We start from the raw sequence: 23,192 nt of genomic DNA, 5'->3' as shown, positions 1-23,192 counted from the left end.
TAAACCTGTATCGCATCGGCGACTCCCGCTGTTAAGATCCTTCGCTAGGCTCAGGATAACATAGGACTAACCTAAAATGGACAAGCTGCGCGTACTCCCTCAGTAGCCGGCTTTATTGGGGTGATTGTATTAGAGGATTGTCGTCATCCTGAGCCTCGCGAAGGATCTCATCGATTAGCTGGCTTTGTCAGCGTGGTCGTATTGGAGGATGACATAGGACTAAGTAAAAAGGACAAGCTGCGCGTACTCTCTCAATAGCTGGCTATCCGATTGCTCCATACGCAGCACCCAGCAAAGGCGCTTCTTGTTCCGGAAGAGGGGGCTGTTGCAGTTGATCGAAGCGTTTTACTTTTGCCGGATACTTATCGGCATAAGTATGGATCAGCTGCAGCATATAGGCATTGCCGCTGTAAGGCGTTAACAGCGACTTCAGGTCTGCCGGGTTTTGTATATCGGTATAAAGGTCTATATAACCCATTCCGTAAAACCGTCCTTGCTCCACCCAGATGCAGCTTTGCTCCTCCTCTTTGCGGCCTTTGTCGAACAGGGCAAAAGAGGGTAGGTTGTTTTCATAATGCCGCAGCGCATCCTGTACCAGGGTATTGTATATATCAGGATGTTGTACTGACATACAGGTGTTCTCCGATTCCTGGTCCTCGTGGGTATAACAGTTGCCTGTACAGGGTCCCAGCATACTGAGCGCCGGGCAAAGACCGAAATTGCGTACCAGCCGGTGCAGTACATCGCGGGCATCGCTTTCGCGGTTAAACACATGGATGCCCTGCATACTGCTGTTGTATTTGCCCACGGCCAACCGCATATAACCGTTAAGGTCTTCGTAGGCATAGAGCGCAAATTTAGGCTCCTGGCGCTTCATGGCCCGGTTGTATTCGGGCCACAGGCGTTTTATCTCGGTGGTCTCCAGCAGCAGGGCCATCAGCTCGGTACCACAGCGTTCAAAGTCGATCGAATAAATATTACGCAGGAAGTTTTGCCGTTGCGGGTTGGGGTTATGCCCTGTAAAGTGCGAGGATACCCGTTTGCGCAGGTTGGTCGCTTTGCCTACATAGATCACTTTTCCGGCTTTATTGCGGAAGTAATACACGCCGGGGCAGGAGGGCAGCGCTTCAAAATCTTCGCGGGGCAGGTTGGGCGGCAGGGCCTGTTCTTTCGAGGTCTTCTTCAGCATGTCGCCGATGTGTCCCTGTTCGTCCCAGGCATGCAGTTGGGTAAAGAGGATCGCCGTTGCATCGGCATCGCCGCCGGCCCGGTGCCTGTTGCTGATGGGTATGCCCAATGCATCGCAAAGGTTGCCCAGGCTGTAGGAGGGCAGGCCGGGTTTTATCTTACGGCTCAGCCTTACAGTACACAGTTTGGGGGCGGCGTACTGGTACCCCGCGGCTTCGAGATGATGTTTGATAAAGGAATAATCGAAGTTGACATTATGGGCTACAAATACCCGTCCCGCCAGCAGGTAGTATACCTGTTCGGCAATATCTTCGAATACCGGGGCGCCGCTTACCATGTCTTCGCTGATACCCGTCAGCATTTCGATAGCGGGTGGTATATAACGCTGTGGATCGACCAGGGTTTCGAAACGTTCCAGCACCTGTTCGCCATCGTGTATCAATATGGCGATCTCTGTAATGCCGCTGCCCGCTGCATAACCGCCTGTTGTTTCGATATCCACGATCGCATATTGCGTCTTGTTTTTCATAGGTTGCATTCCTGTATTACCGCATTGGTTTGTATAAAACGGGATAGGGTATATCTTTATTCCGCAATGTGCGAAAAATTATTTATTTTTGGCACCTACAATGACAAAAATACGACTTTAATAATATCACGCTTCATGGGTGTAGAAAAATTTTGGGCTACCAATCTTAAGTTTCTGAGAACCAGGAAAAAATTAAGCCAGGATACCTTGTCGGAACAGCTGGGTATGAGCCGGTCGAAGTACAATGCCCACGAAAACGGGCAAACGCAAAACCCGCCGGTCGACGACCTGATCCGCATTTCCGACTACTTCCGTATCAGTATCGACAACCTGTTGCGGCTCGACCTGTCGGCGTTGAGCGCCTTTAAACTGCGCGAACTCGAAGCGGGTGGCGATGGCTATCGCTCGGGCAACCAGTTGCGCGTGCTGGCCGTATCGGTCGATAAGGACGACCGGGAGAATATGGAATACGTGCCCGTAAAGGCCAAAGCCGGTTACCGGGCCGCGTTCAACGATCCTGAGTTTATTGCCGCCTTGCCTAAATTTTCCCTGCCCAACCTGCCCCGGTCGGGCACCTTCCGTATGTTTCCGACCACTGGAGATTCTATGCTGCCCATACCCGAAGGCAGCGATGTGATTTGCAAATTCGTACAGGACTGGCACGATGTAAAGCCCGCTACCTTATGCATCGTGGTGCTGAAAGGCGAGCAGGATTTTGTATTTAAACAGGTAACTTTTGAAAAGGACGGGCAGGTATTGCTGGCCTCGTTGAATAAAATTTACGAACCTTACCGGGTGCCTGTGGCCGAAGTGCTGGAGGTATGGGCCTTTTATAGTTACCAGACCCGCGAGGTGCCCGAGCCTGAAACCGATATGCAGGTAATGGCCAAGGCCATTAAGGAAATCCAGGAAGATTTACGGAAGATGAAAAAGAACTAATTCCCTCAACCTTATTAATCATTATGAACCTGATTGGTAACCTCATCTGGCTTATCTGCGGTGGCCTGTTTACTGCGCTGGGTTATGTGTTTGGCGGTATCCTGCTTTGTATCACCATTGTAGGCATGCCTTTCGGTTTTCAATGCTTCAAGCTGGCGGCCGCTTCCCTGGCGCCTTTTGGCCTGCGTATCGAAAGCCATCCTTATTCGGGCGGTTGCCTTTCGTTGTTTGCCAACCTGCTTTGGCTGGTGTCCGGCGGATTGTTTACGGCGCTTAATCATTTATTTTGGGCGGTAGTGCTTACGCTTACCGTAGTGGGTATACCTTTTGCCAAACAGCACCTGAAGCTGCTCGAGCTTTCGATGATGCCCTTTGGTAAACAACTGGTGTAAGTAATCATTATGGAGGACGATGTGCATCCATACCGGCAACGTAAGATCATCCATATCGATATGGATGCTTTTTATGCTTCGATCGAACAACGCGATAACCCCGAGCTGCAGGGTAAAGCCATTGCTGTGGGCGGTTCGCCGCAGGGCAGGGGCGTGGTGGCTACGGCAAGCTACGAGGCCCGTAAGTTTGGCGTACGGTCGGCAATGGCTTCCAGCAGGGCTTTGCAGCTTTGTCCACAACTGATCTTTGTCTATCCGCGTTTCGATGTATATAAAGCGGTATCCCGCCATATCCGCGAAATTTTTCAGCGGTATACTGATCTTATCGAGCCGCTTTCGCTCGACGAAGCCTTTCTAGATGTTACGGAAGATAAGCTGGGCATAGGTTCGGCCATTACCATTGCCGAAGAAATCCGTGCCGCTATTAAAGCTGAACTCAACCTTACGGCTTCAGCCGGGATATCGGTCAGTAAGTTTGTGGCCAAGATCGCCAGCGATATGAACAAGCCCGATGGTCTTACCTTTATTGGTCCCTCGCAGATCGAAACATTTATGGAGCAGTTACCAGTCGAGAAGTTTTTTGGCGTGGGCCGGGTTACCGCCGAAAAGATGAAACGCATGCAGCTCTTTACCGGCGCCGATCTGAAGCAATTGTCCGAAGCCGAAATGCTGCAACACTTCGGTAAGCCCGGCCGTTTTTATTACCGCATTATCCGCGGTATCGACAACCGGGCCGTACAGCCGCACCGCGAGATCAAATCGATGGGCGCCGAAGATACTTTTGCCTACGATATCGAATTATCTAACGAGCTCTATGCGCAGCTGGACCGCATCGCCGCGCTGGTGGCGGATCGCCTGGAAAAAAGAAACCTGAAAGGCCGTACGCTGACGCTCAAGGTCAAGTTCAGCGATTTTAAGCAGATAACCCGTAATCATTCTTTTTCTATACCCTTTGCCGACCTGGACACCATACGGCTTACAGCCCGTCAACTGCTGGACCGTGCAGGTCTTGGCGATCGTAAGGTGCGCCTGCTGGGTATTTCCCTCTCTAACTTCGAAGAGCCCGATCATCATGATGCCAAAGACGGGGAACAGTTGCGGTTGTTTTGAGGGGGGATGCTGACCTGGTAAAGGAGCTTGTTGGTGACAACACCAACAAGGGCGGAAGAGGGATTCCTCTGCCTGGCAAAGGCAGCTAATCGATGAGCTCCTTCGCGGGGCTCCCGATGACAGCAACCCTCGGGTACAATCATGTTAATAAAGCCGGCTACTGGAGGGAGTACGCGCAGCTTGTCCATTTTATTTAGTCCTATGTCATCCTGAGCCCCGCGAAGGATCTTAACGTCGGGAGTCACCGATGCGACACAGGTTTAAGTTGTTCCCATTTATTACAGACCAAACATGCATTACGCAACAGGACAGGAACACTCCAATACAATCACGCTGATAAAGCCAGCTTACGGACGAGATCCTTCGCGGGGCTCCCGATGACGACAACCCTCTAATACAATCGCTCCAATAAAGCCAGCTACCGGAGGAAGTACGTGTAGCTTGTCCATTTTAGGTTAGTCCTATGTCATCCTGAGCCCCGCGAAGGATCTTAACGTCGGGAGTCACCGATGCGACACAGGTTTAAGTTGTTCACATTTATTACAGACCAAACATGCATTACGCAACAGGACAGGAACACTCCAATACAATCACGCTGATAAAGCCAGCTTACGGACGAGATCCTTCGCGGGGCTCCCGATGACGACAACCCTCTAATACAATCGCTCCAATAAAGCCAGCTACCGGAGGAAGTACGTGTAGCTTGTCCATTTTAGGTTAGTCCTATGTCATCCTGAGCCCCGCGAAGGATATTAACGTCGGGAGTCTCCGATGCGATACAGGTTTAAGTTGTTCCCATTTATTACAGGTGAAACGTACATTAACCGGCAGGATAGGAACACTCCAATAGGGCCACTTTAATAAAGCCAGCTAATCGATGAGATCCTTCGCGGGGCTCAGGATGACAGTCTCACTTTTTAGGTGTCACGCCTTTTTTGCCGGTTGCCCGTACTACTGCTGAAATGTAGCGTGTTTGAATATCCTGTGGGTAACCATGGTGGCATATGCGATAAATACAAAGAGCCTGGGCAAGGTTGTGTGCCAAAAAATAATTTGAATGTTTATAATAACCAATGCATTGCTGCGTTTTTTTTCTATGTTCTTAGTTAGCACTAAAAAAAATGACATGAAAAAAAAACTCCCCTTCCTGGCGGCTGCCCTTGCTTTGCTGTCGCTGAACGCCTGTAACAAAAGTAAAAGCCGTACAACGGTACCTTGTATTCCTGCCAGCCTGCAGTCCTCTGTGCTTGCTTTTTACCCCTTTGATAAAGGAAGCCTTAACGACTTTTCGGGCAACGGCCATCATCTTACCAATACCTCATATAATGGACCCATCGCCGACCGCAATGGCAATCCAAATTGTGCTTTCAACTTTGCCGATAGCCTGGAAAACTTTAACCAATACGTCGGGTTGACGGATGCCACGTTTTTAGATGGCCTTACTCAATTTTCCATTTCCCTTTGGTATAAACCTTTTGATAGTATTTCTCGTCTGCCACTAGAGACCTTAGTCTGCCGTACGCAAGCCCCTAATAGTTATGCGCCTATGCAATACTCCTGGGCAGTTGCGCTGTTCGATTGCCGGAAAGCCGTATTTGAGTATACCACTTCGGTATGGGACCAGAATATTCTGCCCATAGGCACTACAGCATCCTGCATGGATGAGGTAAAGGTAAGAACAGGCAGCTGGCATCACCTTGCAGCTACCTACGACTATGCTGCAAAACAAATTAAAATATACCGCGATGGCGTGTTGCAAAACACAGAAACCATCCCGGTAAATAACGCTACAGTACAGGATTTGGGTTATCTTTTACTAGGAAGAAGATACCAGGGTAAAATGGATGATGTAGTGCTATTGAGTAAAACGCTTAGCCAGGCTGAGGTTATCGCGTTGCGTGATATGGAACCCTGTTGCCTGACGGAATAAAACATATCCTGCCCTGTACAGGGCAGGATATGTTGGCAAAGCCGGCTTGGGGCTGAGATTCTGCGCTTCGCTCAGAACGACCGTCTTCAGTTTATATGTTATGTATCCCATCACTCCCGGCCGTCATGCTGAATGCAGCAGAGCATGACGGCTTATGAAGCAACAGCCTTTATCTTCTGCTCCACCAGCAGGTACAGTAGCTTAAAGGTCTTCAGATGTTTGATCTCTTCATCTTCGATGGTGATGGAAAACTCTTTCTCGGTATCGATAATGATCTCCACCACATCTACCGAATCGATATGCAATACCTGTATAAAGTTATTGTCGGTATCCTCTGTAATCTGGTCCAGGGCCGCGTGCTGGTCGGTATAAGCGGCAATGATCTTTTTCATTTTAGCGACCAGCTCCGGATCGAACACAACGTCCTGTGTGGCATCGGGCATAACGACGGCCGGTACGTCTGCCGCTTTGGGCTTGCTTTTGGTCGCGGCCTTTTTAGGCGCGGCAGCCGGTTTTTTAGATTCGGGTTTCTCGTCGCCGGTGCTTATCCCGGCTTTTGCCGGCCGTGCCGGCTTATCGGCTGTTACGCTTTTGGTCGCTGTTTTTTTCTTCGGACTTTTTGTTGCCTGTACTGTCATCGGTCAATATTATTTTATGGTGTTTAATGCTTCGATATCGTCGCTGATGCCGGTCATGCTAAAGCCCCCGTCGTGAAAGATGTTTTGCATGGTAAGATAACGGGTATAGTCGCTGAACAGGGTGACGCAAAATTTGGCCAAAGCTGCTGCAGGCGCATTTCCCAGCGGACTTACCTGGTCGGTATAATGGAAGAAGCGGTCGAAATTATCGATCACATCGCCGGCTATGGTTTTTACAGGCGACTGCGATATGGTGTTGATCCTTACCTTATGCGTTTTGCCATAATAGTAACCGAAGCTGCGGGCTATACTTTCGAGCAGGGCCTTGGCATCGCCCATCTCGTTATAGCCTGGAAACACGCGTTGGGCCGCGGCAAAGGTGAGCGCTACCACGCTGCCCCATTCGTTAATGGCATTTTTCTGAAAGGCGGCCTGCAATAGCTTGTGCAGGCTCAGCGCCGACACATTCATGGTTTTTTGCTGCAGTATATGATCGAGATCCGTATAGGGATTCTGTTTCCTGATGTTGTAACTCATGGCAGCGCCATGCAGTATAAAATCGATCTTGCCGCCGAAGTGCTCCATAGCGTCATCGATAAGCTGCTCTACCTGGGCCATGTCGGCCATATCGGTACAGACTACTGGCGCAGCGGTAAGCGCTGCCAGTTCATGTATCCAACCCAGCCGCAGGGCTACCCTGTTATTGCTTAGCAGGATGCGTGCCCCTTCCTGCTTGCATTGCAGGGCTATATGCCAGGCCAGGGACTGTTCGTTGAGCGCCCCCAGGATAATGCCCGTTTTGCCTTTTAATAACTGGCCGGATTTTGCTTTGCTCATATTGTCGAATCTGTTTCAAACATCATGCCACCGGGCATGTTGCAATCAATTATACCCTTAGGAAACTATATTTTCAAGTTGTCGTTTGGTTATGTTTGCAGGCGATGCGTATCGTCTTTTTTATTTATGGTGTGTTGTGCCTGGTACTGCTTTTCCTGCTTACAGGCCCCTTGTTTATTGCCTGTGTGTTTATCAATACCGACGCTGCGATTAACCTGGCCTATGTGCTGCTCCGGTATATAGCCCGGCTTTGGTTAGGACTCACTTTTTTGAGGTTACGGATTACCGGGCAAGCCCGTTATAACCGGGAGCAGCGTATCCTTATTGCTAATCACAGCAGCTATCTCGATATCCTTACGGCTATGGCTTCGATCCGGGGGCGATACCGCATATTGGGTAAAAGCGGTATGGGGCGCATCCCGCTGCTGGGCTTCTTTTACCGGCGGCTTGTGATCGGTGTGGATCGCCAGGATAGCAGCGACCGGGCAATGAGTGTGCGCATGCTCAATAAGGCGCTGGCTAAAGGTTATGCTGTGCTCATTTTTCCGGAGGGTACCTTTAACGAGTCCGGCGCGGTGTTAAAGACCTTTTATAACGGGGCATTCAAGCTGGCCCTTGCCCGCAAAATCGACCTGCAACCCATGCTCTTTCCCGACAACCGCGACCGTATGCATTACCGGAGCATCTTTTCCCTCAATCCGGGCCGTGTCCGTGTTATCTTCTCCGACAGGATACTCATAAGCAGGTACGATAACGGACAAACGGCGCAATTAAAAAACGATGCGATAAATGTAATGGAAAAAGCATGGTCTTTAGCACAGCCATAACAGCTTGTGGGTTATAAATAGTTTTTACAAACTAGACTTATCTATTATGTTTATGGATTAACTGCGGGCCTGGTTATGACCCGACTGCTGATGTATTTTTTTGCAGCTACCTAAAACAGGTCTAAATAATGTAAATTAATACAAATGTCCTTTTCTTGACTTCATATCAATTTAATCTGTTTCGTTTAAAATAGCTTATCGAGAGTATGTTTATAGATTAAGCATGCAATATCTTTGCCGCCATTGTTTATGCATACTATATGCTTTTATTGCATTGTGTATGTGTCTTTTAGCGGTCAAGGTATTTCAAAAACTACTTTATGTTGTGCAATATACTGGTTGTCGATGATCATGTTTTGTTTGCTGAGGGTATGGTAGCGGTCTTTAAGTCTATGTGGTCGGGTTGCGTGGTGCATACCCTCAGAACACCTTCGGAGGCGCTCGTTGCCTTGAAGACCAGGAGTTATGATTTTCTTTTTCTCGACCTGCTTTTTCCTGCAGAACCGGCTTACCTGACGGAAAGTTTCCTGGCCGATTGCAGGAATAATAACCCGAATCTGGTCATTATTATGCTGAGCAGCGTATTGGCTTTGTCCCAGATCAGGCATTGTCTTAAGCTGGGGGTGAATGGTTTTTTAAGTAAATGCACCAGCTGCGACGAGTTGCGTGGCGCTGTTGAAAGCAGGCATGATCAGAAGCCGTTGCTGAGCGCAGATATTTGCCGGCTTTTCCTCGAAGAGGCCCGGCTGCTCGAACAATCCATACTTACAAAAAAAGAGCTGGAAGTGCTGCAATCCATAGCAGCAGGCCATTCTGTAAAACAAAGTGCTGCCATGCTCTACCTGAGCACCTATACGATACTGGCGCACAGGAGAAATATTATGAGCAAACTCGACCTGCATAGCGCTGCCGAATTGGTAAAGTATGCGTTTGAGAATAACCTGAACTAAAGCGTAAGGGGGATATGGGTTTATAGAAAAGTACGGTATGGATGTGCTTCCTATAGGTCGGCCCCGTAAATGCGAAGATTTTATGCTGCTATGATATGCAACACCCCTGTACTGTATTGCCTGGCCTTCCTGTTGATGGTTGCCCTGGTTACGATACTTGTACTATGGCGGCAAAACAGGCGGCTATCGATAACGATAGAAACGATTACTACCGGATCGCGACTGGAGCGTATTGTACAGGAGCAGCAATACCTGCTTGCCTTGCGCGAGGAGATGCAAGAGGTGGGTACACAGATACATGAACACCTGGCAGGCGCTATTGCCGTATTGCACAGAAGGGTAGAGCTGCGCCTGCTGATGACGGAGAATAGTGACCAGCAAGAATGGCTCTCGGGGTTGTCGCAATCCGTAAAAGAAGTATACGACATTGCCAGGAGCGAGAGCCACGAGTTGTACTACCGGCAAGCCGACCGGGCAGAGCAGGTATTTGCCGACAAAGCCGTCGACATGATATACACCTTATTGCCTGCCCCGCTTTACCAGCTGGCCTGTTCGATTGATGCCACTGCGCTGAAACGCTTACCCCTGGACCAACGCTTCAACCTGCTGCTGGTGATCAGGGAGGTTCTGGTCAATATTGGCAAACATGCATCTGCTAAACATGTCAGCATTCTTTTCTATGAAGATATCGAGGGCCTGGTACTGACTATTAAAGACGATGGTGTAGGATTCGATACCGGCACGGAGCCCGGGAAAAAGGGAATAGGCCTGCAGGGGCTGAAGCGCCGTATGCAGGAAATGAATGGGGTATTGGAGATCAGATCCGGGAAAGAAGGAACGGAAGTGACTGCAATTTTCCCGGTTTGAGCATTGAAGCATATGCGGTGTTATCGGCCTTTTTTGTACTCTATCATAGAATAAGATAGCCGTAGTTTTTATAAACTAATTCCCGAAGGAGGCCGCGAATAATGGAATAACATTTGCCAACAGTCATTCGAGTGGCTTCGATTTATAATTACCCAACACACTTTTACCCGGCAGGCTTGTTGGTCCTGTTGCCGGGTGTGCATTAAACGCTTGTGCTTTATGATTCCTTTATTTAAACCTAAAAATTATCAAAAAATGAAAAAAACTTTATTTGCGCTGTTGGCGGTAGTGCTTAGTCATACCGCCTTTGCCACCGCGACGCAGGTGGGCCACTGGCGCTGGCGAAATGATGATGGCGGAGAAGCTGCGGCAACCTGGAAAGCTGCGGCCAATAACCAGGTTACCATCAACGATCCTTTTGCTCCCGTGCGCCTGAGGATCAGTATCTACTCCAATTACCAATCCGATAACGGTTCGCTTATGTTACAGTATACCACCAATGCCGATGCTGCTTCACCTTCGGGTTTCGGTCTTGGCAACGTTTATGATAATAACTGGATCGATATACCGGCGCAGGGTACTGCAACAACGGCCGCGTTCACCCTTTCGTCCAGTGCTTTTATCACAGGTACCTTTAGCCCGACAACGAACCAGTTGGGAACGAATAGCAATGCTTCCTCGCCTAACGATCCTTTCTCCGGCGGTGCGGTAACCACCTCTGCTTATGCTACGAGTACGGTACAAACCAGTAAACGTTATGAAGTGGAGTTTACCATTAAACCGACGTCGAATATCGACAACAACAAAGTTTATTATTTCCGGTATAAGGGCGTTTCGGGCGGAGCAGCCCAGGTACCCCAGGCATACAATTATTTAAGTGGTGTGCCCAATCTCAAAACCGGGGCTAATATCAAGGTTACCAATACCGGCGCGGCGCTCACCGTTTTCCTGGGCGGCCCCTTTGTTACCGCAACCTCTACCATGACAACCCTGCTGGCTAATAGCGGCTTGTTACCCACAACCTTCGGCGGCGCTACGGTATCCAATATCAATGCACTTACCGTAGGTGGCAAACGTGTAACCGATTGGGTAACCGTTCAGCTGAGCAATGCCGCAACGCCCGGAACACCGACCAATAGCTATCCTGCATTGCTTTTGAGTAACGGATCGGTAGTAAGTCCTGTGTCGCCTTATAACAACCTGGTGCTGCCGCATGTAAACGGCAACTTTGTGATTACGGTAAAACACCGCAACCACCTTGCCGCAGCAAAGGCGGTAACCCTGGATAATACCATGACCACCACTACGGTTAACCTCAGTACCGGCACCACCACCTCGCAGAAGGCAGCAGGCGCCCTCAAAGTAATGTGGCCCGGCGATATCAACCAGGACGGGGAAGTGGGTGCATCGGACATCTCGCCGGTTACCGCTTCTTTCCTGAACGGAGATGCCGGAACCTATAATAACGCAGACCTGGACATGGATGCGGAGACCGGCGCCTCTGACGTAGGCCATGTAAAAAACAGCTTCCTGAACGGTGCTTTTATGGACTACGGCGATCTTTAGACCGGTATAAATTGAAGCCATTCAGCCACTATTTTAATCAAACTCAATAAGGAGTGCGCTCCACTCCTCCTCAAAAAACAAAAAATCAATGAAACGAATCCTTTTATTACTGGCAACTGTTTGCGGAATCTTCTCCGCTGCCCCGGCCCAGGAACTACTGGCCTCTTTTACCAATGTATCGATTTCCGGCAGTGTACTGGCATTTGATGTGATGCTGGCGCCGGGAGCCAATTATACTGCAGCCACCAGCGTAAACGGTGGCGCTATCTCCCTGCGCTTTAATATGACGGATGTAGGTCAGCCTGCGGGTGGCGCCCAATCTACGGTAGTTGCTTCCGATTTTTACACCAACTACACCTGTAGCGGTCTCACTACTTTTTCGGGCGGCGATGTTGCAGGCGCTGCAAAGTTTGCCGTAAATATCATACCCGGCGGCACCGATCCTTTTCTTACCGCAACTACGCCAGTTAAGATCTGCCGTCTGACCGTTACCTTCCCCGGTACGATCCCCAACTCAGCGGTGATGACGATGAGGGCGTCGACAGCAGGAACCAATACCTCTGCCAATGGCGGTTCGGGCTTTAGCTATACTGGCGGCTCCGATGGTAAGGTTACTGCACAGAACACCGTCGGGTTTTCGGCCCCGGAACTGAAAGCTTCTTTTATGAATGTATCTGTAGCCGGTAATGTAATGACGTTCGACGTAATGCTGGAACGCGGTGCCGGTTATAATGCAGCCTCCAGTGTAAATGGCGGTGCTATTTCCCTGCGTTTCAATATGACCGATGTTGGCCAGCCCAGTGGCGGCGCTCAATCTACCGTGGTCGCTTCTGATTTCTATCCAAACTACGCCTGCAGCGGCCTGACCAATTTTGCTGGTGGTAGCGTTAATGGATCGGCCAAGTTCGCGGTAAATATCGTACCCGGCGGTACAGATCCTTTCCTTACCACGACCACACCGGTTAAGATCTGCCATATGTCAGTAACCTTTCCCGGCCCCGTGCCCACTACGGCTATTATGACTATGAGGCCTTCAACTGCAGGCAGCAATTCCTCCTCAGCCGGTGGCTCCGGCTTTAGCTACGGTAGCGGTAGCGATGGTCTGGTTACTGCACAGAACAATGTTGTACTTCCAGTTGAACTGCTGTACTTCAATGCATCGAAAGCCGGTACACAGGCAAACCTCGAATGGGCTACGGCCAGCGAAAGCAAAAATGCCGGCTTTGACATCGAGCGCAGCAGCGATGGTAAGTCTTTCCGCAAGATCGCTTTTGCGCCTTCATTGGCTGCAGGCGGCAACAGCAACGAAACCCTTAAGTACAGCTATGTAGATGCAGCACCGCTGCAGGGCGTGAATTACTATCGTTTAAAACAGCTCGGCCAGAATGGCAAATCCAGTTATACCGTGATCCGCGAAGTAATCTTCGGCCAGGTGGCTGCTGTAAACGTTTTCCCCAACCCTTGCCACGACAAAGTACAGATTAATGGCCTGAAACCCGGCCAGGTGATCCGCCTGAGCGATATAAGCGGAAGGCTGGTACTGACCCAGGTGGTTAGCGCTGAAAACGAAACGCTGAATACAACGGCGCTGGGTAAAGGTAATTACCTGATCTCGGTAACCGACAACAACAATACTATTCAGACGATTAAGATCGTGAAATATTAGTGCAATAAGTTCAGTGTAAAAAAGGGAGGCTGTCTTGGAAAACCTGGGGCAGCCTCTTTACCATAAGCAATAAAACCGCAATTTATGATACGATCCGGCAGGCAGCTTAACCTGGTCGCTATACTGGGCTGTATACCGGTAAGCCTCAGTATTCAAATGGCCGATACACCGCTTACGTGGTTGTTGTATGTGGCCGTCTTTTTTACTTTTATAGAAGCCACGCCCCGCACGGCTTTCCTGCGGGGTGTAATGATCGGTAGCGTTACGGCTGTTATTAATTTCTCCTGGCTCTTTTCGAGTGCCGGCCGCTTTACGGGTACCGGCCTGTTGTTTGGTTTACTTGCCATTGGCGGGCTGGCTCTATTCTTCGCGCTGTATTGTGGTGGCATCGCCTGGTTGTATGCCCGTTTAAAATGCCGGGGCTCATCGATCCGGACCGGCCTGGTCAATGCAACACTTATCGCTTCACTATGGGTATTTCTCGACGGTTTTATGATCTATGTGGCCAAGAGCTTCGCGCTGGCCCTGTTTGTAACTTATGTAGCAGTCGGGGATAATATCTTTGCCCTGCAGCCCGCTACCGTACTCGGCCCCCTGGTGATTACCTTCGTTATCGTATTTGTCAATGCGGCCCTGGCGCATATCCTGTACTACCGGCTTTGGCGGTTCGTCTTTTTCCCCCCTTTGTTCATCGCGGTTTACCTGGGCTGGGGCTGGCTGTTGCTTGCCCGTTTCGAGCAGCGGCAACCCACCGGAAGTCCGCCCCCCTTCAGGGCGGCAATCATTGCCGAAAACATAAATCCTGAATTCAAATGGGCTTATGGCAATACCAATAGTTTTGCAGAACGCATGTTCCTGCTGAATGTACAGGTGGCTAAAGCTAAAGCCAACCTGGCGGTATGGTCGGAATCGGCTATTCCCTGGAACTATGCGCCGGGCGATGATTTCCTCAACGAGATCGATAAGATTACCGGGCCATCCGGGGTTACGCACCTCACGGGTATCAATACCGATTACCGGGGCAGTACCTTTTATAACTCTGTTTACTGCATCAAGCCCGGCAATACCGTGGCCGGCAGGTACGACAAGCGATTGGCCCTAAGCCTTATCGAAAAGCCTTTTTGCGGCATGTTGCTGCCCTTCTTCAACAGTACCGGTTTCCGGGTAAAAGAAGGCATTACGGACCAGCCGCTGATAACCGGTTATGGCAAGGCCGGTATTGTGTTGTGTAACGAATCGTCGGTACCGGAGCCTGCGTATGCTTCTGTAAGGGCCGGCGCTACCTTCCTGGTCAACCCGGGCAACGATGGCTGGTTCACCGATTCGTATATTCCCAAACAACACTTTTTTCATGCCCGCTTAAGGGCCATCGAAACGCGCCGTGATATCATTCTGAACAGTAACCTGGGCTACTCCGGCCTGGTGCAGGCCAGCGGCAGGATCGTCTTCCGGGAAAAGACCGATCAGCCTTATGTGGAGACGCTATTGGTCCGTAACCACGAAGGGCTGACGCCGGCCGTCGCATATCCTTACCTGATGCTGGTTATAGCGGCCCTTGCCTTTACCACCGTTTTAGTGTATCGCTACAGAACCCTTAATACATAACCCGAATTTTTATGATGCTTACACCTGATGATATCCTTACCCACTTCCCGATAACCGAACCCTTTAAGTTTGTCGACGAGATCATATCCCTGGAAGAAGGCAGGGTTACCGGCGCTTACACCTACCCGCCCGATGCTTTTTTCTTTAAAGGGCATTTCCCGGGCAACCCGGTTGTACCGGGCTCTATCCTGCAGGAGACTGCTGCGCAGATCGGGCTTATTCCCCTGGGATTACAATGTCTTCTTCAATACCATAAAACAGCAGTCGCTTTTGATAAGGAACAATTGCTGGCTTCTAAAATGGACGACTTGTTTTATCTCGTCTCTTCCGACCTCGCTTTTAAAAGTGTCGTCCGGCCCGGCGAACGTGTTATGGTTTATGCAGAAAAGATTTTTTTTAAACTGTATAAGCTCAAATGTAATGTACGCATAGAAACAGCCGCGGGCCAGCCTGTTGCTTCAGGTATCATGGCGGGCATCGTCAATATAGAAAATATTTTGAAACAGGATATATGGCGTCAAGAGTAGTAATAACGGGATTGGGTGTAATAAGCCCCAATGCCACGGGTACAAAGGCTTTTGAAGCCGCCATCCGGGAAGGCCGCTCCGGGATCCGGTTTGTCGAGGAGCTGAACCGGCTTAATTTTAAATGCCAGGTAGGCGGTATACCCCGGTTGGACACGGTACAGGTACAGGACTTCCTCCGGACTTCGGGTCTGCAGGTGATCGATAGTACCGGTGTATTGTATGGGTGCATCGCGGCTGCGGAGGCCTGGGCCGACGCTGGTTTGATGCCATCTGTACCGGATCCGGCAGCGCCGCGTGACGAAAGCAGCGGCTGTATTTTTGGTACGGGCAGCAGCGGTATCGATGTTACCCGTAAAACGATACAGTATGTCGATAACCGGGAGCCCGGGCGTATCGACGCGTATACCGCCATCCAATCGCTGAACAGTTGTGTAAGTACCTATATCGGGAAAGTGCTGCGGCTGGGTAACCAGGTATCGACCAATTCCTCCGCTTGTAATACGGGCACAGAAGCTTTGCTGGACGGGTATACCCGCATCAGGATGGGCAAGGCCGAACGGATGCTGGTAGGCAGTTGTGAGAGTTACAGCCCCTACGCCTGGGGACCCTTCGACTCCCTGTTTGCCCTTACCCGTTCGGGCAATGCTACCCCGCAGCAGGCATCCAGGCCATTGAGCGCTTATGCCGACGGGTTTGTGCCCAGCTCGGGAGCAGGTGCACTGGTTATCGAAACGCTGGAGTCGGCCCGGCAACGGGGCGCGCTTATTTATGCTGAGCTCCTGGGCGGACATATCAATGCAGGCGGCCAGCGCGGTAATGGTACCATGACGATAGGCAATGTTGCCGGTATGGTACGTTGTATCGAACAGGCGCTGAAAAGCTGTGGCATTAAGCCCGGCGATATCGACCTTATTTCAGGACACCTCTCTTCTACTATTGGCGATACCAACGAGATGCAAGCCTGGCAGCAGGCATTGGGGCTTTCGCGCAGGGCTTTCCCTTTTGTAAATGCCATGAAGTCCATGATCGGTCACTGCCTGAGCGCTTCAGGGTCTATCGAATCGGTAGCCGCAGTATTACAGCTGCACCAGGGGTTTGTGCATCCATCGCTCAATGTACGGAAAGTGCATCCCGACATCGCAAAAATAGTAAGCCGGGATAAAATACCGCGGCAAACCCTGGAGGCCGATCTGAATGTCGTTGCGAAGATCAGTCTCGGTTTTGGTGATGTCAACGCCTGTGTACTTTTTAAAAAATGGCAAAACAAGGAGTAGATCATGAATAGAGTGGTGATTACCGGGCTTGGTGTAGTGAGCCCCAATGGTGTGGGCATCGATAATTTCAGGAAGGCCTTATGGGAAGGCCGTTCGGGTATCCGTTTCTTTCCCGAACTGGAAAGCATCGGCTTCAAATGCCTTCTGGGCGGTGTTCCCGAACTTTCGGAAGCGGAAGTCCAGGCATTTTGCGAAACCTTTAACCTGGTTAAACTAAAGAGTTCGGGCATCCTGTACGGCTGTATGGCCGGTGTAGAAGCCTGGCGGGATGCGGGTTTGCCGTTTGCCTTAGCCGATCCGGACTGGGATAGCGGCACGATATTCGGAGCGGTATGTAATGGTATCGAGGCTATTCGGAACGGTATCGTGGATATTGATGCCGGTATGGTCAAAAAACTCGGCGGCCGTACTGCCCAACAAGCGATGAATAGTGGCGTAAGCGCCTACCTGAGTGGTGTACTGGGTCTCGGCAACCAGGTTACGACCAATGCATCCGATCATGTTACCGGGGTAGAGGCGTTGCTTATGGCCTACGACCGTATCCGTTTTGGTTATGCAACGCGTATGGTAGCGGGGAGTTCGGAAAGCAATAGCCCTTATATATGGGCGGCCCTCGATAAGATCGAACGTCTGAATGCCGGTAGTAACACAGCACCGCAACATGCATTGGCGCCGTTGAGCGAACGTGCTGCCGGCGCTGTGCCGGGTGCGGGCGCAGGCGCACTCGTACTGGAAAGCAGGGAATCGGCGTTAAGCCGTGGCGCCAGGATATATGCTGAGGTGCTGGGTGGTCATATTGCCTCGGGGCATGATCTGCCCGGCGACCCGGTTACCGCGCACTCGGTGCCGGGTATGACGGCCTGTATCAGCAAAGCCCTGGACGCTTGTGGTGTCGCGCCCGGCGATATAGACCTGGTATCAGGCAGCTTTGCTTCCAACGGGCGCGATAGTGATGAGATACGGGCCTGGGTGCAGGCACTGGACCGCAGGGGCCTGCACTTCCCGTATGTGAATGCTACCAAGTCCATGATCGGTACTTGCCTGAGCGCGGCCGGCGCTATTGAAACGATCGCTTCGGTATTGCAGCTTTATCATGGTTTTGTGCATCCTACCTGTAATGTTATGCCCTTGCATCCCGAAGTAGCAAGCCTGATCGATGAAAGCAAGGTCGTTAGCCAGGCGGCTATACAGGCGCCCCTGCGTATCGCTGCTAAATTAAGCACCGGTTATGGCGGCGCTAATGCCTGTGTGCTATTGAAGAAGGGGACCGGTTAATGAATAATGTACCGGTTACGGCCTGTTACCGGTGCTCCCGCTGCCCTCCTCGGCGTAGCGAAGGATCTTACTGATGCGTAGCTTGCGCCGATGTAAACGGGTTCTGGCTCTAATCTAATAGGTAATGTACTCCTGTTGTGCCCAGGAGTACATTCTTCCGGGTTGTCCGCTACTTTTGCCTACTTCACTTTAAGCAGGTAATACCGGAATCCAACGGTAAAGTTTGAGTTCTTGAGCGACCGGCCATCTATGAGTATATACTGCGTTAAACCCTGGCGGTACTGGGTACTGAACGAGAAGTTTTTATTTAAGCGGAACTCAGCCTGGGCCTTCAGACCGAAATCCCAGTCGGTGATGCTGCGTTGCGGTATGGGCAGGCTGTACGATTTATCGGGGGGCAGATTGCCGGCAGACTGGTATTTCAGATCGCGGTTCAATGCCTTATAAATATCTGCTCCGCCCGAAACCGAGAGGTTGGAGCTGATCTTATAACCCAGCGATGGCGCTACCCCTACTGATATGATATTGCTGGCGTAATTCAGGCTTGGCGGCTCTGCAATATTATTGAGACCATCGCTAGGGATACCGCCGTTACCACCGTTACCGCCGGATGGAGGCAAAGCGCCTTTTTCCGAATAGTTGATATTACCTGAAGACAGGGATACATTGGCCTCGGCAAACAGGCGGTTGGTAATCTGGGTCCTGGCTACGACGCTTACATTATACTGTACATTACCGAGACTGGGTTTGCCCACACCGGCTGCCAGGCCCAGTCGGAGGGGATTGGCCTGTGCCACCTGGTAGGGGGTATAAGCGGGGCCTGTGGAAGTAGGTGAGGGTTCGCTGTTGCGCAGGTCTGCCGGTGAAACAGGTTTAAGGGGCTGCGTGGTTTGGGCCTGGTCCTGGTCGGCCAGTGCCGTATAGGTTTCGTTACTGGTTTTATTATCTGTTTTGTCTTGTGGTGCGGGGGAAATGTTTTCGTTAGTCTTGCCAGGTTTTATCCTCGCCTGGTCGAGCCCGCTGAAACCGGGGTAGGGCGCCTCTTCTGCAGCATCTGGTTTATGCGCGGCCAGGGATTTTGATGGTGCCGCGGGTTTAACCGGCGCCGGCGCCGATTGAGCTATGCTGCCCGTTTTACCCGTATGTGAAAAGAACAGGTACAAGCCTGATGTGCCCAGTGCTACCAGGACGGCAGCGGCTGCCACTGCTTTGGAGAAAGGCAGCAACAGCAATACAGAAGAGCGTTTGGGTTGCAATGCCTGTTGCATTCGCTCCCAATCTCCTTCCTTCGGCGAAAATTCGTTTTCGTCGAAGTCTGCTTTCATCCGTTGTTCTAATTCAGTTAATTTCATAACGTTGTTTTCTTTTCCGGGGTGGTGGTAAGCCGCTCCTTCAGTTTCTTGCGGGCCTGGTACAACAGCCAGTAAGAATGATTTTCTGTAATACCCAGTATCTCGGCTATTTCCTTATGCCCGTATTCTTCAAAAACATGGAGGTTAAAAACAGTCCGCTGTTTATCCGGTAGTATTTTCAGGAGCCGCAGCACCTCGTCGGCCGAAAACTTCTGGATGATGGCATTGCTGACGGGCTGATCGTGTGCGGGTATCTCGTAATTGCTATATACCGTTTTATTGTCTACCTCGAATTTAAGGGCATTGCGCGATCGCAGGTTGTCGATACAGGTACGGGTCATCACCTTCTTGATCCAGCCTTCAAAAGAGCCTTCGTTCTTGAACTGGCCGAGGTGGGCAAATACTTTCAGAAACCCGTCGTGTACCCATTGTTCCGCATCCTCCCGGGAGGGGGCATAACGGATGGCAATTTTCATAAGCATGCTATAGAATGCATAATAGAACTCCTTCTGCATCGTGGTCTTACCCCTGATACAGCCATCTATGATCATATGTAACCTGTGCCCGTCTATAGTATTGCAGATTTTTGCGATGGGAAATAATTATCCGCCCTGGTACCTTGTTTTTATCTTTTGGGGTAAGCTATTTTTTTAATGTTTTATTTTTCGGTTTGTTTTTGGTTGTTTTTAAATGATATGGAGCAAAATTGCGCCACGCATCTGCGCTGTGGTTACACCGTTCTAATTAAGAGACGCAGGATATAATGCGGTTCTTAGCAGCGAAATAAATATTTTTTTACAATAGCACGGCAAAAAAGAATCCGGCAGGAGATCCTGCCGGACGTAAATCGTATCGGATATCGCGGTATAAAATCAAGGCTGTTCGGGAGCGCCGCTGGTACGCAGGTTATATGCCCTTAATCCAACAATACCTACCATGATCAGCAGCATAAAGAAAAGTTCGGCCAAGGCCATTTTCTGCCGGAAAAACAAAACTTCCGATAGTTTGATCATAGCCAGGCTGATACCGGTCCAGGCGGCAAAGGCTATGGCCAGGGGGATCTGTTTGGTGGCGATGGAGAAACAATACACATTGCCCACGCCAAACAAGACATAACCCACAAAAGGCAGCAGGATCTTGAGCCCGCTCCCGGGCAGGTAAAAATTCTGCCAGGTCAATTGTTTCAGGGCCGATACCTGCATGAATTTCAGAGAGAAAGCCCAGGCTGCTTCCAGCAGTGCGGCGATCAGTAAAAACAACCAATAGTAAAGGTTACTGTGTGTACTTATTCTGGACAAGGCGTCGGGGTTTGCGTGTGGGAGGTTTCGGTGGCGGCTTCTGTTACGGTTTCCGGTTGGAGGCCCGTATCCTGGCGGGCATGGCGTTTTGCAGACAAGCCCAGCAATTTGTCCAACCGGTGCATCAGTGCCGGGCGTAACCCGTAGTACTTTTTAAACCAGGGGTAGCGGAGCAGTTGCTGCTCGTCGAAACGTTTTACGGAAAAAGCATGCTGCAGGAAATAGTCTTTGGGGTAATCGTAGTAGAGGCCCCAGTTTTCGGGCTTGTCGCCGGGTTTGTGCCCCGGGTCGTATACCGTGCCGAACAGGTGATCCCAGATGGAAAATTTGGTGGCAAAGTTGGCATGAAATACTTCTTTATAATTGGCATGGTGCCAGAGATGCAGCTCAGGCGAATTGAAGAAGTATTTAAGTCTGCCCATGCGTACATTGATATTGGCATGGATAAACATACCGTACATCGAATCGATAAGCGCTTTGATCGGGATAACTTCGGGCGAGGCGCCCAACAGGATGATCGGGGCAAACTCGATGGTCTGGTTAATAATGATCTCCAGGGCATGCGAACGCGAACCAGCCAGGAAATCGACCTCCTTGCCGGAATGATGCGCCTCGTGTATGCGCCAGAAGATCTTGTTACTGTGCTGGAAGCGGTGAAACAGGTAGATATAGAGGTCGTGGGTAACGAGGAAAAATACAACCTGGACCCATATGGGCCATTTGCTTACAAACTGCCAGTCCGACCAATCGATATGTTGCTGCAGCGGCGCGATGATAAAATCGAAGATCACGATCTTCAGTACGAAACTCTGGATGATGGTATACCATACCAGGTCTACCCAAAAGCCTTCCCTGAATAAGGAAAGGCCTTTGCGGTAGGGGGCAATACGTTCCCAGGCGATGATCACTACGGCCCAGAGCAGCAGGATCGCCGAGGTCAGCATTAATAGTTTTTCCTGACTCATGCCAGCACTTTGTCTTTTTGTACCTGTACTTCAACCGGGTTGATGTGTACCCGCAGCCTTTTCATCGGGCCTATTTCCGATTCGTATACCTGTTTGATACCGTCTCCAAGCGCGGTCTCGATATCGCGGATATCGCGTACCAGGCGCTGGAAGCCCTGGGGCTCTACCGATGCGGCATGGTCGGAACCCCACATGGCGCGGTCCAGGGTAAAGTGCCTTTCTACGAAGGTGGCGCCAAGGGTTACGGCAGCTACCGTGGTAGACAGGCCGGTTTCATGACCGGAGTAACCGATAGGCACGCCGGGGAATTTCTTCATCAGCGTAGGGATCATATTCAGGTTCAGCTCTTCCAGTTTACAAGGGTAGGCCGAGGTAGAATGTGCGATAAAGAAGGGATAAGCCTCATCGTAGCTCCTGATCAGGGCTACAGCCGCTTCGATCTCCTTCATGGTGCTCATGCCGGTAGACAGCATCAGTGGTTTGCCCGTAAACAGGATGCGTTTGATCAGGTCGAAGTCGGTAAGACAGGCAGATGCCAGTTTATACATCACGGTATCGAACTGCTCCATAAAGTCTACCGAGCCGGTATCCCAGGGCGATACAAACCAGTCTATACCGAGCTCTTTACAATACCGGTCGATGGCGGCATACTCTTCGATACCGAATTCGGTTTTCCTTTTGTAATCGATATAGCTCATGCGGCCCCAGGGCGTATCACGCATCACTTCCCACTGGTCTTTGGGTACGCATACTTCGGGGGTACGCTTCTGGAACTTTACGGCGCAGGCTTTGGCGGCCACGGCTTCGTCGATCAGCTTTTTGGCGGTTTCGAGCGAACCGTTGTGGTTAATGCCGATCTCGGCAATAATGTAACAGGGCTGTCCTTTGTCGATGTTGCGGCCGGTTTGCAGGGTTACGCCTTTGCGGGCCTGGTAGGCGTCGCTGTTATGGTTGCGTGCGGTAATGATCAGTTCGGCAAATTCGCGGAAGCAGCCTTCGCCGCCTTTGCTTTTGCAGATATAGTCTACTTGTTGTTGTACGGCGGGCAGCGCATCGGCCGGGCAGGCACTGAACCCTACCAGCTGCATGATACCGAGATCGTTATGGTCATCACCAATAAAGGCTATCTGCTCCGGTTGCAGGTTGTGTTTCTGCATAATACCGGCCAATAACGCTGCTTTATCTTTAATACCTGCATGTACTTCTGTGATCTTCAGTTTTTCGGCACGCAGGTGCAGGGCTGCAGAGTTCTCCCCGGATATGATCCCGGTTTCTGTACCTGCAAATTTGCGGAGCCGTTCCACACCCATACCGTCGCGCAGGTTGAATTTTTTCAGACTTTCACCAAATTCATTGTAATATACGCCTGCATCGGTCAGTACGCCGTCGCAGTCTGTGAGCAGCAGTTGAATCTGTTTCGCTTTTTCGTTTAAGATGATACTGTTCATACGATTGAT

At 50.6% G+C, this 23,192-nt stretch carries 21 protein-coding genes; 13 read left to right on the top strand and 8 right to left on the bottom strand.

From position 1 onward, the window contains the following. Nucleotides 1-262: 262 nt before the first annotated feature. A complete protein-coding gene (locus B0I18_RS14265; protein ID WP_106523402.1) occupies nt 263-1,717 on the bottom strand; it encodes an exonuclease domain-containing protein in 1,455 nt (484 codons plus the stop codon). A 135-nt stretch (nt 1,718-1,852) separates the two neighbouring features. Between B0I18_RS14265 and B0I18_RS14260 the strand changes: the two genes are divergently transcribed. The 4 genes from B0I18_RS14260 (at nt 1,853) to B0I18_RS14245 (ending at nt 6,088) form a co-directional block, all read left to right on the top strand. After that, nucleotides 1,853-2,656 (top strand): XRE family transcriptional regulator, encoded by an 804-nt coding sequence (locus B0I18_RS14260; protein ID WP_106523595.1) that lies wholly within the window; start codon nt 1,853-1,855, stop codon nt 2,654-2,656. Nucleotides 2,657-2,679: 23 nt separating this feature from the next. Next, nucleotides 2,680-3,048: a YccF domain-containing protein gene (locus tag B0I18_RS14255; protein WP_106523401.1), complete on the top strand. Its 369-nt coding sequence runs from the start codon at nt 2,680-2,682 to the stop codon at nt 3,046-3,048. A 9-nt stretch (nt 3,049-3,057) separates the two neighbouring features. Continuing rightward, nucleotides 3,058-4,158 carry a DNA polymerase IV gene (gene dinB / locus B0I18_RS14250; protein ID WP_106523400.1) on the top strand — a complete coding sequence of 367 codons (1,101 nt, stop codon included), beginning with the start codon at nt 3,058-3,060 and terminating at the stop codon, nt 4,156-4,158. Between the two features lie 1,126 nt (nt 4,159-5,284). Next, nucleotides 5,285-6,088, top strand: coding sequence for a LamG domain-containing protein (locus B0I18_RS14245; protein ID WP_181358476.1), 804 nt, complete (start codon nt 5,285-5,287; stop codon nt 6,086-6,088). Between the two features lie 152 nt (nt 6,089-6,240). Here B0I18_RS14245 and B0I18_RS14240 read toward each other — a convergent pair whose 3' ends face one another. Both B0I18_RS14240 and B0I18_RS14235 read right to left on the bottom strand, forming a co-directional pair. Beyond that, nucleotides 6,241-6,726, bottom strand: a complete 486-nt coding sequence (locus tag B0I18_RS14240; RefSeq protein ID WP_106523398.1) for an acyl carrier protein — start codon at nt 6,724-6,726, stop codon at nt 6,241-6,243. Nucleotides 6,727-6,735: 9 nt separating this feature from the next. Then, nucleotides 6,736-7,563 (bottom strand): enoyl-ACP reductase FabI, encoded by an 828-nt coding sequence (locus B0I18_RS14235; RefSeq protein ID WP_106523397.1) that lies wholly within the window; start codon nt 7,561-7,563, stop codon nt 6,736-6,738. A gap of 104 nt (nt 7,564-7,667) precedes the next feature. Here B0I18_RS14235 and B0I18_RS14230 point away from each other — a divergent pair, with 104 nt between their 5' ends. The 9 genes from B0I18_RS14230 (at nt 7,668) to B0I18_RS14190 (ending at nt 18,120) form a co-directional block, all read left to right on the top strand. After that, nucleotides 7,668-8,390 carry a lysophospholipid acyltransferase family protein gene (locus tag B0I18_RS14230; protein ID WP_106523396.1) on the top strand — a complete coding sequence of 241 codons (723 nt, stop codon included), beginning with the start codon at nt 7,668-7,670 and terminating at the stop codon, nt 8,388-8,390. Between the two features lie 320 nt (nt 8,391-8,710). Beyond that, on the top strand, nt 8,711-9,340 hold the full coding sequence (locus B0I18_RS14225; RefSeq protein ID WP_106523395.1) for a response regulator transcription factor: 630 nt from the start codon (nt 8,711-8,713) through the stop codon (nt 9,338-9,340). A 90-nt stretch (nt 9,341-9,430) separates the two neighbouring features. Continuing rightward, complete coding sequence (locus tag B0I18_RS14220) at nt 9,431-10,207, top strand: sensor histidine kinase (protein WP_181358475.1); 777 nt, start codon at nt 9,431-9,433, stop codon at nt 10,205-10,207. A 255-nt stretch (nt 10,208-10,462) separates the two neighbouring features. Then, nucleotides 10,463-11,773: a hypothetical protein gene (locus tag B0I18_RS14215; RefSeq protein WP_106523393.1), complete on the top strand. Its 1,311-nt coding sequence runs from the start codon at nt 10,463-10,465 to the stop codon at nt 11,771-11,773. Between the two features lie 88 nt (nt 11,774-11,861). Next, on the top strand, nt 11,862-13,439 hold the full coding sequence (locus tag B0I18_RS14210) for a T9SS type A sorting domain-containing protein (protein WP_106523392.1): 1,578 nt from the start codon (nt 11,862-11,864) through the stop codon (nt 13,437-13,439). An 84-nt stretch (nt 13,440-13,523) separates the two neighbouring features. Continuing rightward, a complete protein-coding gene (gene lnt / locus B0I18_RS14205) occupies nt 13,524-15,044 on the top strand; it encodes an apolipoprotein N-acyltransferase (RefSeq protein WP_106523391.1) in 1,521 nt (506 codons plus the stop codon). 11 nt (nt 15,045-15,055) lie between these two features. Then, nucleotides 15,056-15,571 (top strand): 3-hydroxyacyl-ACP dehydratase FabZ family protein, encoded by a 516-nt coding sequence (locus tag B0I18_RS14200; RefSeq protein ID WP_106523390.1) that lies wholly within the window; start codon nt 15,056-15,058, stop codon nt 15,569-15,571. After that, nucleotides 15,556-16,845: a beta-ketoacyl-[acyl-carrier-protein] synthase family protein gene (locus B0I18_RS14195; protein ID WP_106523389.1), complete on the top strand. Its 1,290-nt coding sequence runs from the start codon at nt 15,556-15,558 to the stop codon at nt 16,843-16,845. Before B0I18_RS14200 ends, B0I18_RS14195 begins: the two co-directional genes overlap by 16 nt. 3 nt (nt 16,846-16,848) lie before the next feature. After that, nucleotides 16,849-18,120 carry a beta-ketoacyl-[acyl-carrier-protein] synthase family protein gene (locus tag B0I18_RS14190; RefSeq protein WP_106523388.1) on the top strand — a complete coding sequence of 424 codons (1,272 nt, stop codon included), beginning with the start codon at nt 16,849-16,851 and terminating at the stop codon, nt 18,118-18,120. Between the two features lie 179 nt (nt 18,121-18,299). Here B0I18_RS14190 and B0I18_RS14185 read toward each other — a convergent pair whose 3' ends face one another. The 5 genes from B0I18_RS14185 to B0I18_RS14165 all read right to left on the bottom strand — a co-directional run bounded on the left by B0I18_RS14185 (nt 18,300) and on the right by B0I18_RS14165 (nt 23,183). Then, complete coding sequence (locus tag B0I18_RS14185; RefSeq protein ID WP_106523387.1) at nt 18,300-19,472, bottom strand: outer membrane beta-barrel protein; 1,173 nt, start codon at nt 19,470-19,472, stop codon at nt 18,300-18,302. After that, on the bottom strand, nt 19,469-20,023 hold the full coding sequence (locus B0I18_RS14180) for an RNA polymerase sigma factor (RefSeq protein WP_106523386.1): 555 nt from the start codon (nt 20,021-20,023) through the stop codon (nt 19,469-19,471). Before B0I18_RS14180 ends, B0I18_RS14185 begins: the two co-directional genes overlap by 4 nt. Nucleotides 20,024-20,344: 321 nt before the next feature. Next, entirely contained in the window at nt 20,345-20,770 is a 426-nt protein-coding gene (locus B0I18_RS14175; RefSeq protein ID WP_219905981.1) for a DMT family transporter, read from the bottom strand. Then, on the bottom strand, nt 20,758-21,735 hold the full coding sequence (locus B0I18_RS14170) for a sterol desaturase family protein (protein WP_106523385.1): 978 nt from the start codon (nt 21,733-21,735) through the stop codon (nt 20,758-20,760). Before B0I18_RS14170 ends, B0I18_RS14175 begins: the two co-directional genes overlap by 13 nt. Beyond that, entirely contained in the window at nt 21,732-23,183 is a 1,452-nt protein-coding gene (locus B0I18_RS14165) for an N-acetylneuraminate synthase family protein (protein ID WP_106523384.1), read from the bottom strand. The genes B0I18_RS14170 and B0I18_RS14165 overlap by 4 nt, the downstream gene beginning before the upstream one ends. Nucleotides 23,184-23,192: the final 9 nt, after the last annotated feature.

The sequence above is a fragment of the Taibaiella chishuiensis genome (assembly GCF_003014535.1).
Lineage (GTDB): Bacteria > Bacteroidota > Bacteroidia > Chitinophagales > Chitinophagaceae > Taibaiella > Taibaiella chishuiensis.
Note: the sequence above shows the minus strand (reverse complement) of the source record. Positions and strands in the feature narration are given on the sequence as shown.

Coding starts and splice junctions, on each gene's coding strand:
- B0I18_RS14265 (WP_106523402.1), bottom strand. CDS start 1,717: ATGAAAAACAAGACGCAATATGCGATCGTGGATATCGAAACAACAGGC.
- B0I18_RS14260 (WP_106523595.1), top strand. CDS start 1,853: ATGGGTGTAGAAAAATTTTGGGCTACCAATCTTAAGTTTCTGAGAACC.
- B0I18_RS14255 (WP_106523401.1), top strand. CDS start 2,680: ATGAACCTGATTGGTAACCTCATCTGGCTTATCTGCGGTGGCCTGTTT.
- dinB (WP_106523400.1), top strand. CDS start 3,058: ATGGAGGACGATGTGCATCCATACCGGCAACGTAAGATCATCCATATC.
- B0I18_RS14245 (WP_181358476.1), top strand. CDS start 5,285: ATGAAAAAAAAACTCCCCTTCCTGGCGGCTGCCCTTGCTTTGCTGTCG.
- B0I18_RS14240 (WP_106523398.1), bottom strand. CDS start 6,726: ATGACAGTACAGGCAACAAAAAGTCCGAAGAAAAAAACAGCGACCAAA.
- B0I18_RS14235 (WP_106523397.1), bottom strand. CDS start 7,563: ATGAGCAAAGCAAAATCCGGCCAGTTATTAAAAGGCAAAACGGGCATT.
- B0I18_RS14230 (WP_106523396.1), top strand. CDS start 7,668: ATGCGTATCGTCTTTTTTATTTATGGTGTGTTGTGCCTGGTACTGCTT.
- B0I18_RS14225 (WP_106523395.1), top strand. CDS start 8,711: ATGTTGTGCAATATACTGGTTGTCGATGATCATGTTTTGTTTGCTGAG.
- B0I18_RS14220 (WP_181358475.1), top strand. CDS start 9,431: ATGATATGCAACACCCCTGTACTGTATTGCCTGGCCTTCCTGTTGATG.
- B0I18_RS14215 (WP_106523393.1), top strand. CDS start 10,463: ATGAAAAAAACTTTATTTGCGCTGTTGGCGGTAGTGCTTAGTCATACC.
- B0I18_RS14210 (WP_106523392.1), top strand. CDS start 11,862: ATGAAACGAATCCTTTTATTACTGGCAACTGTTTGCGGAATCTTCTCC.
- lnt (WP_106523391.1), top strand. CDS start 13,524: ATGATACGATCCGGCAGGCAGCTTAACCTGGTCGCTATACTGGGCTGT.
- B0I18_RS14200 (WP_106523390.1), top strand. CDS start 15,056: ATGATGCTTACACCTGATGATATCCTTACCCACTTCCCGATAACCGAA.
- B0I18_RS14195 (WP_106523389.1), top strand. CDS start 15,556: ATGGCGTCAAGAGTAGTAATAACGGGATTGGGTGTAATAAGCCCCAAT.
- B0I18_RS14190 (WP_106523388.1), top strand. CDS start 16,849: ATGAATAGAGTGGTGATTACCGGGCTTGGTGTAGTGAGCCCCAATGGT.
- B0I18_RS14185 (WP_106523387.1), bottom strand. CDS start 19,472: ATGAAATTAACTGAATTAGAACAACGGATGAAAGCAGACTTCGACGAA.
- B0I18_RS14180 (WP_106523386.1), bottom strand. CDS start 20,023: ATGATCATAGATGGCTGTATCAGGGGTAAGACCACGATGCAGAAGGAG.
- B0I18_RS14170 (WP_106523385.1), bottom strand. CDS start 21,735: ATGAGTCAGGAAAAACTATTAATGCTGACCTCGGCGATCCTGCTGCTC.
- B0I18_RS14165 (WP_106523384.1), bottom strand. CDS start 23,183: ATGAACAGTATCATCTTAAACGAAAAAGCGAAACAGATTCAACTGCTG.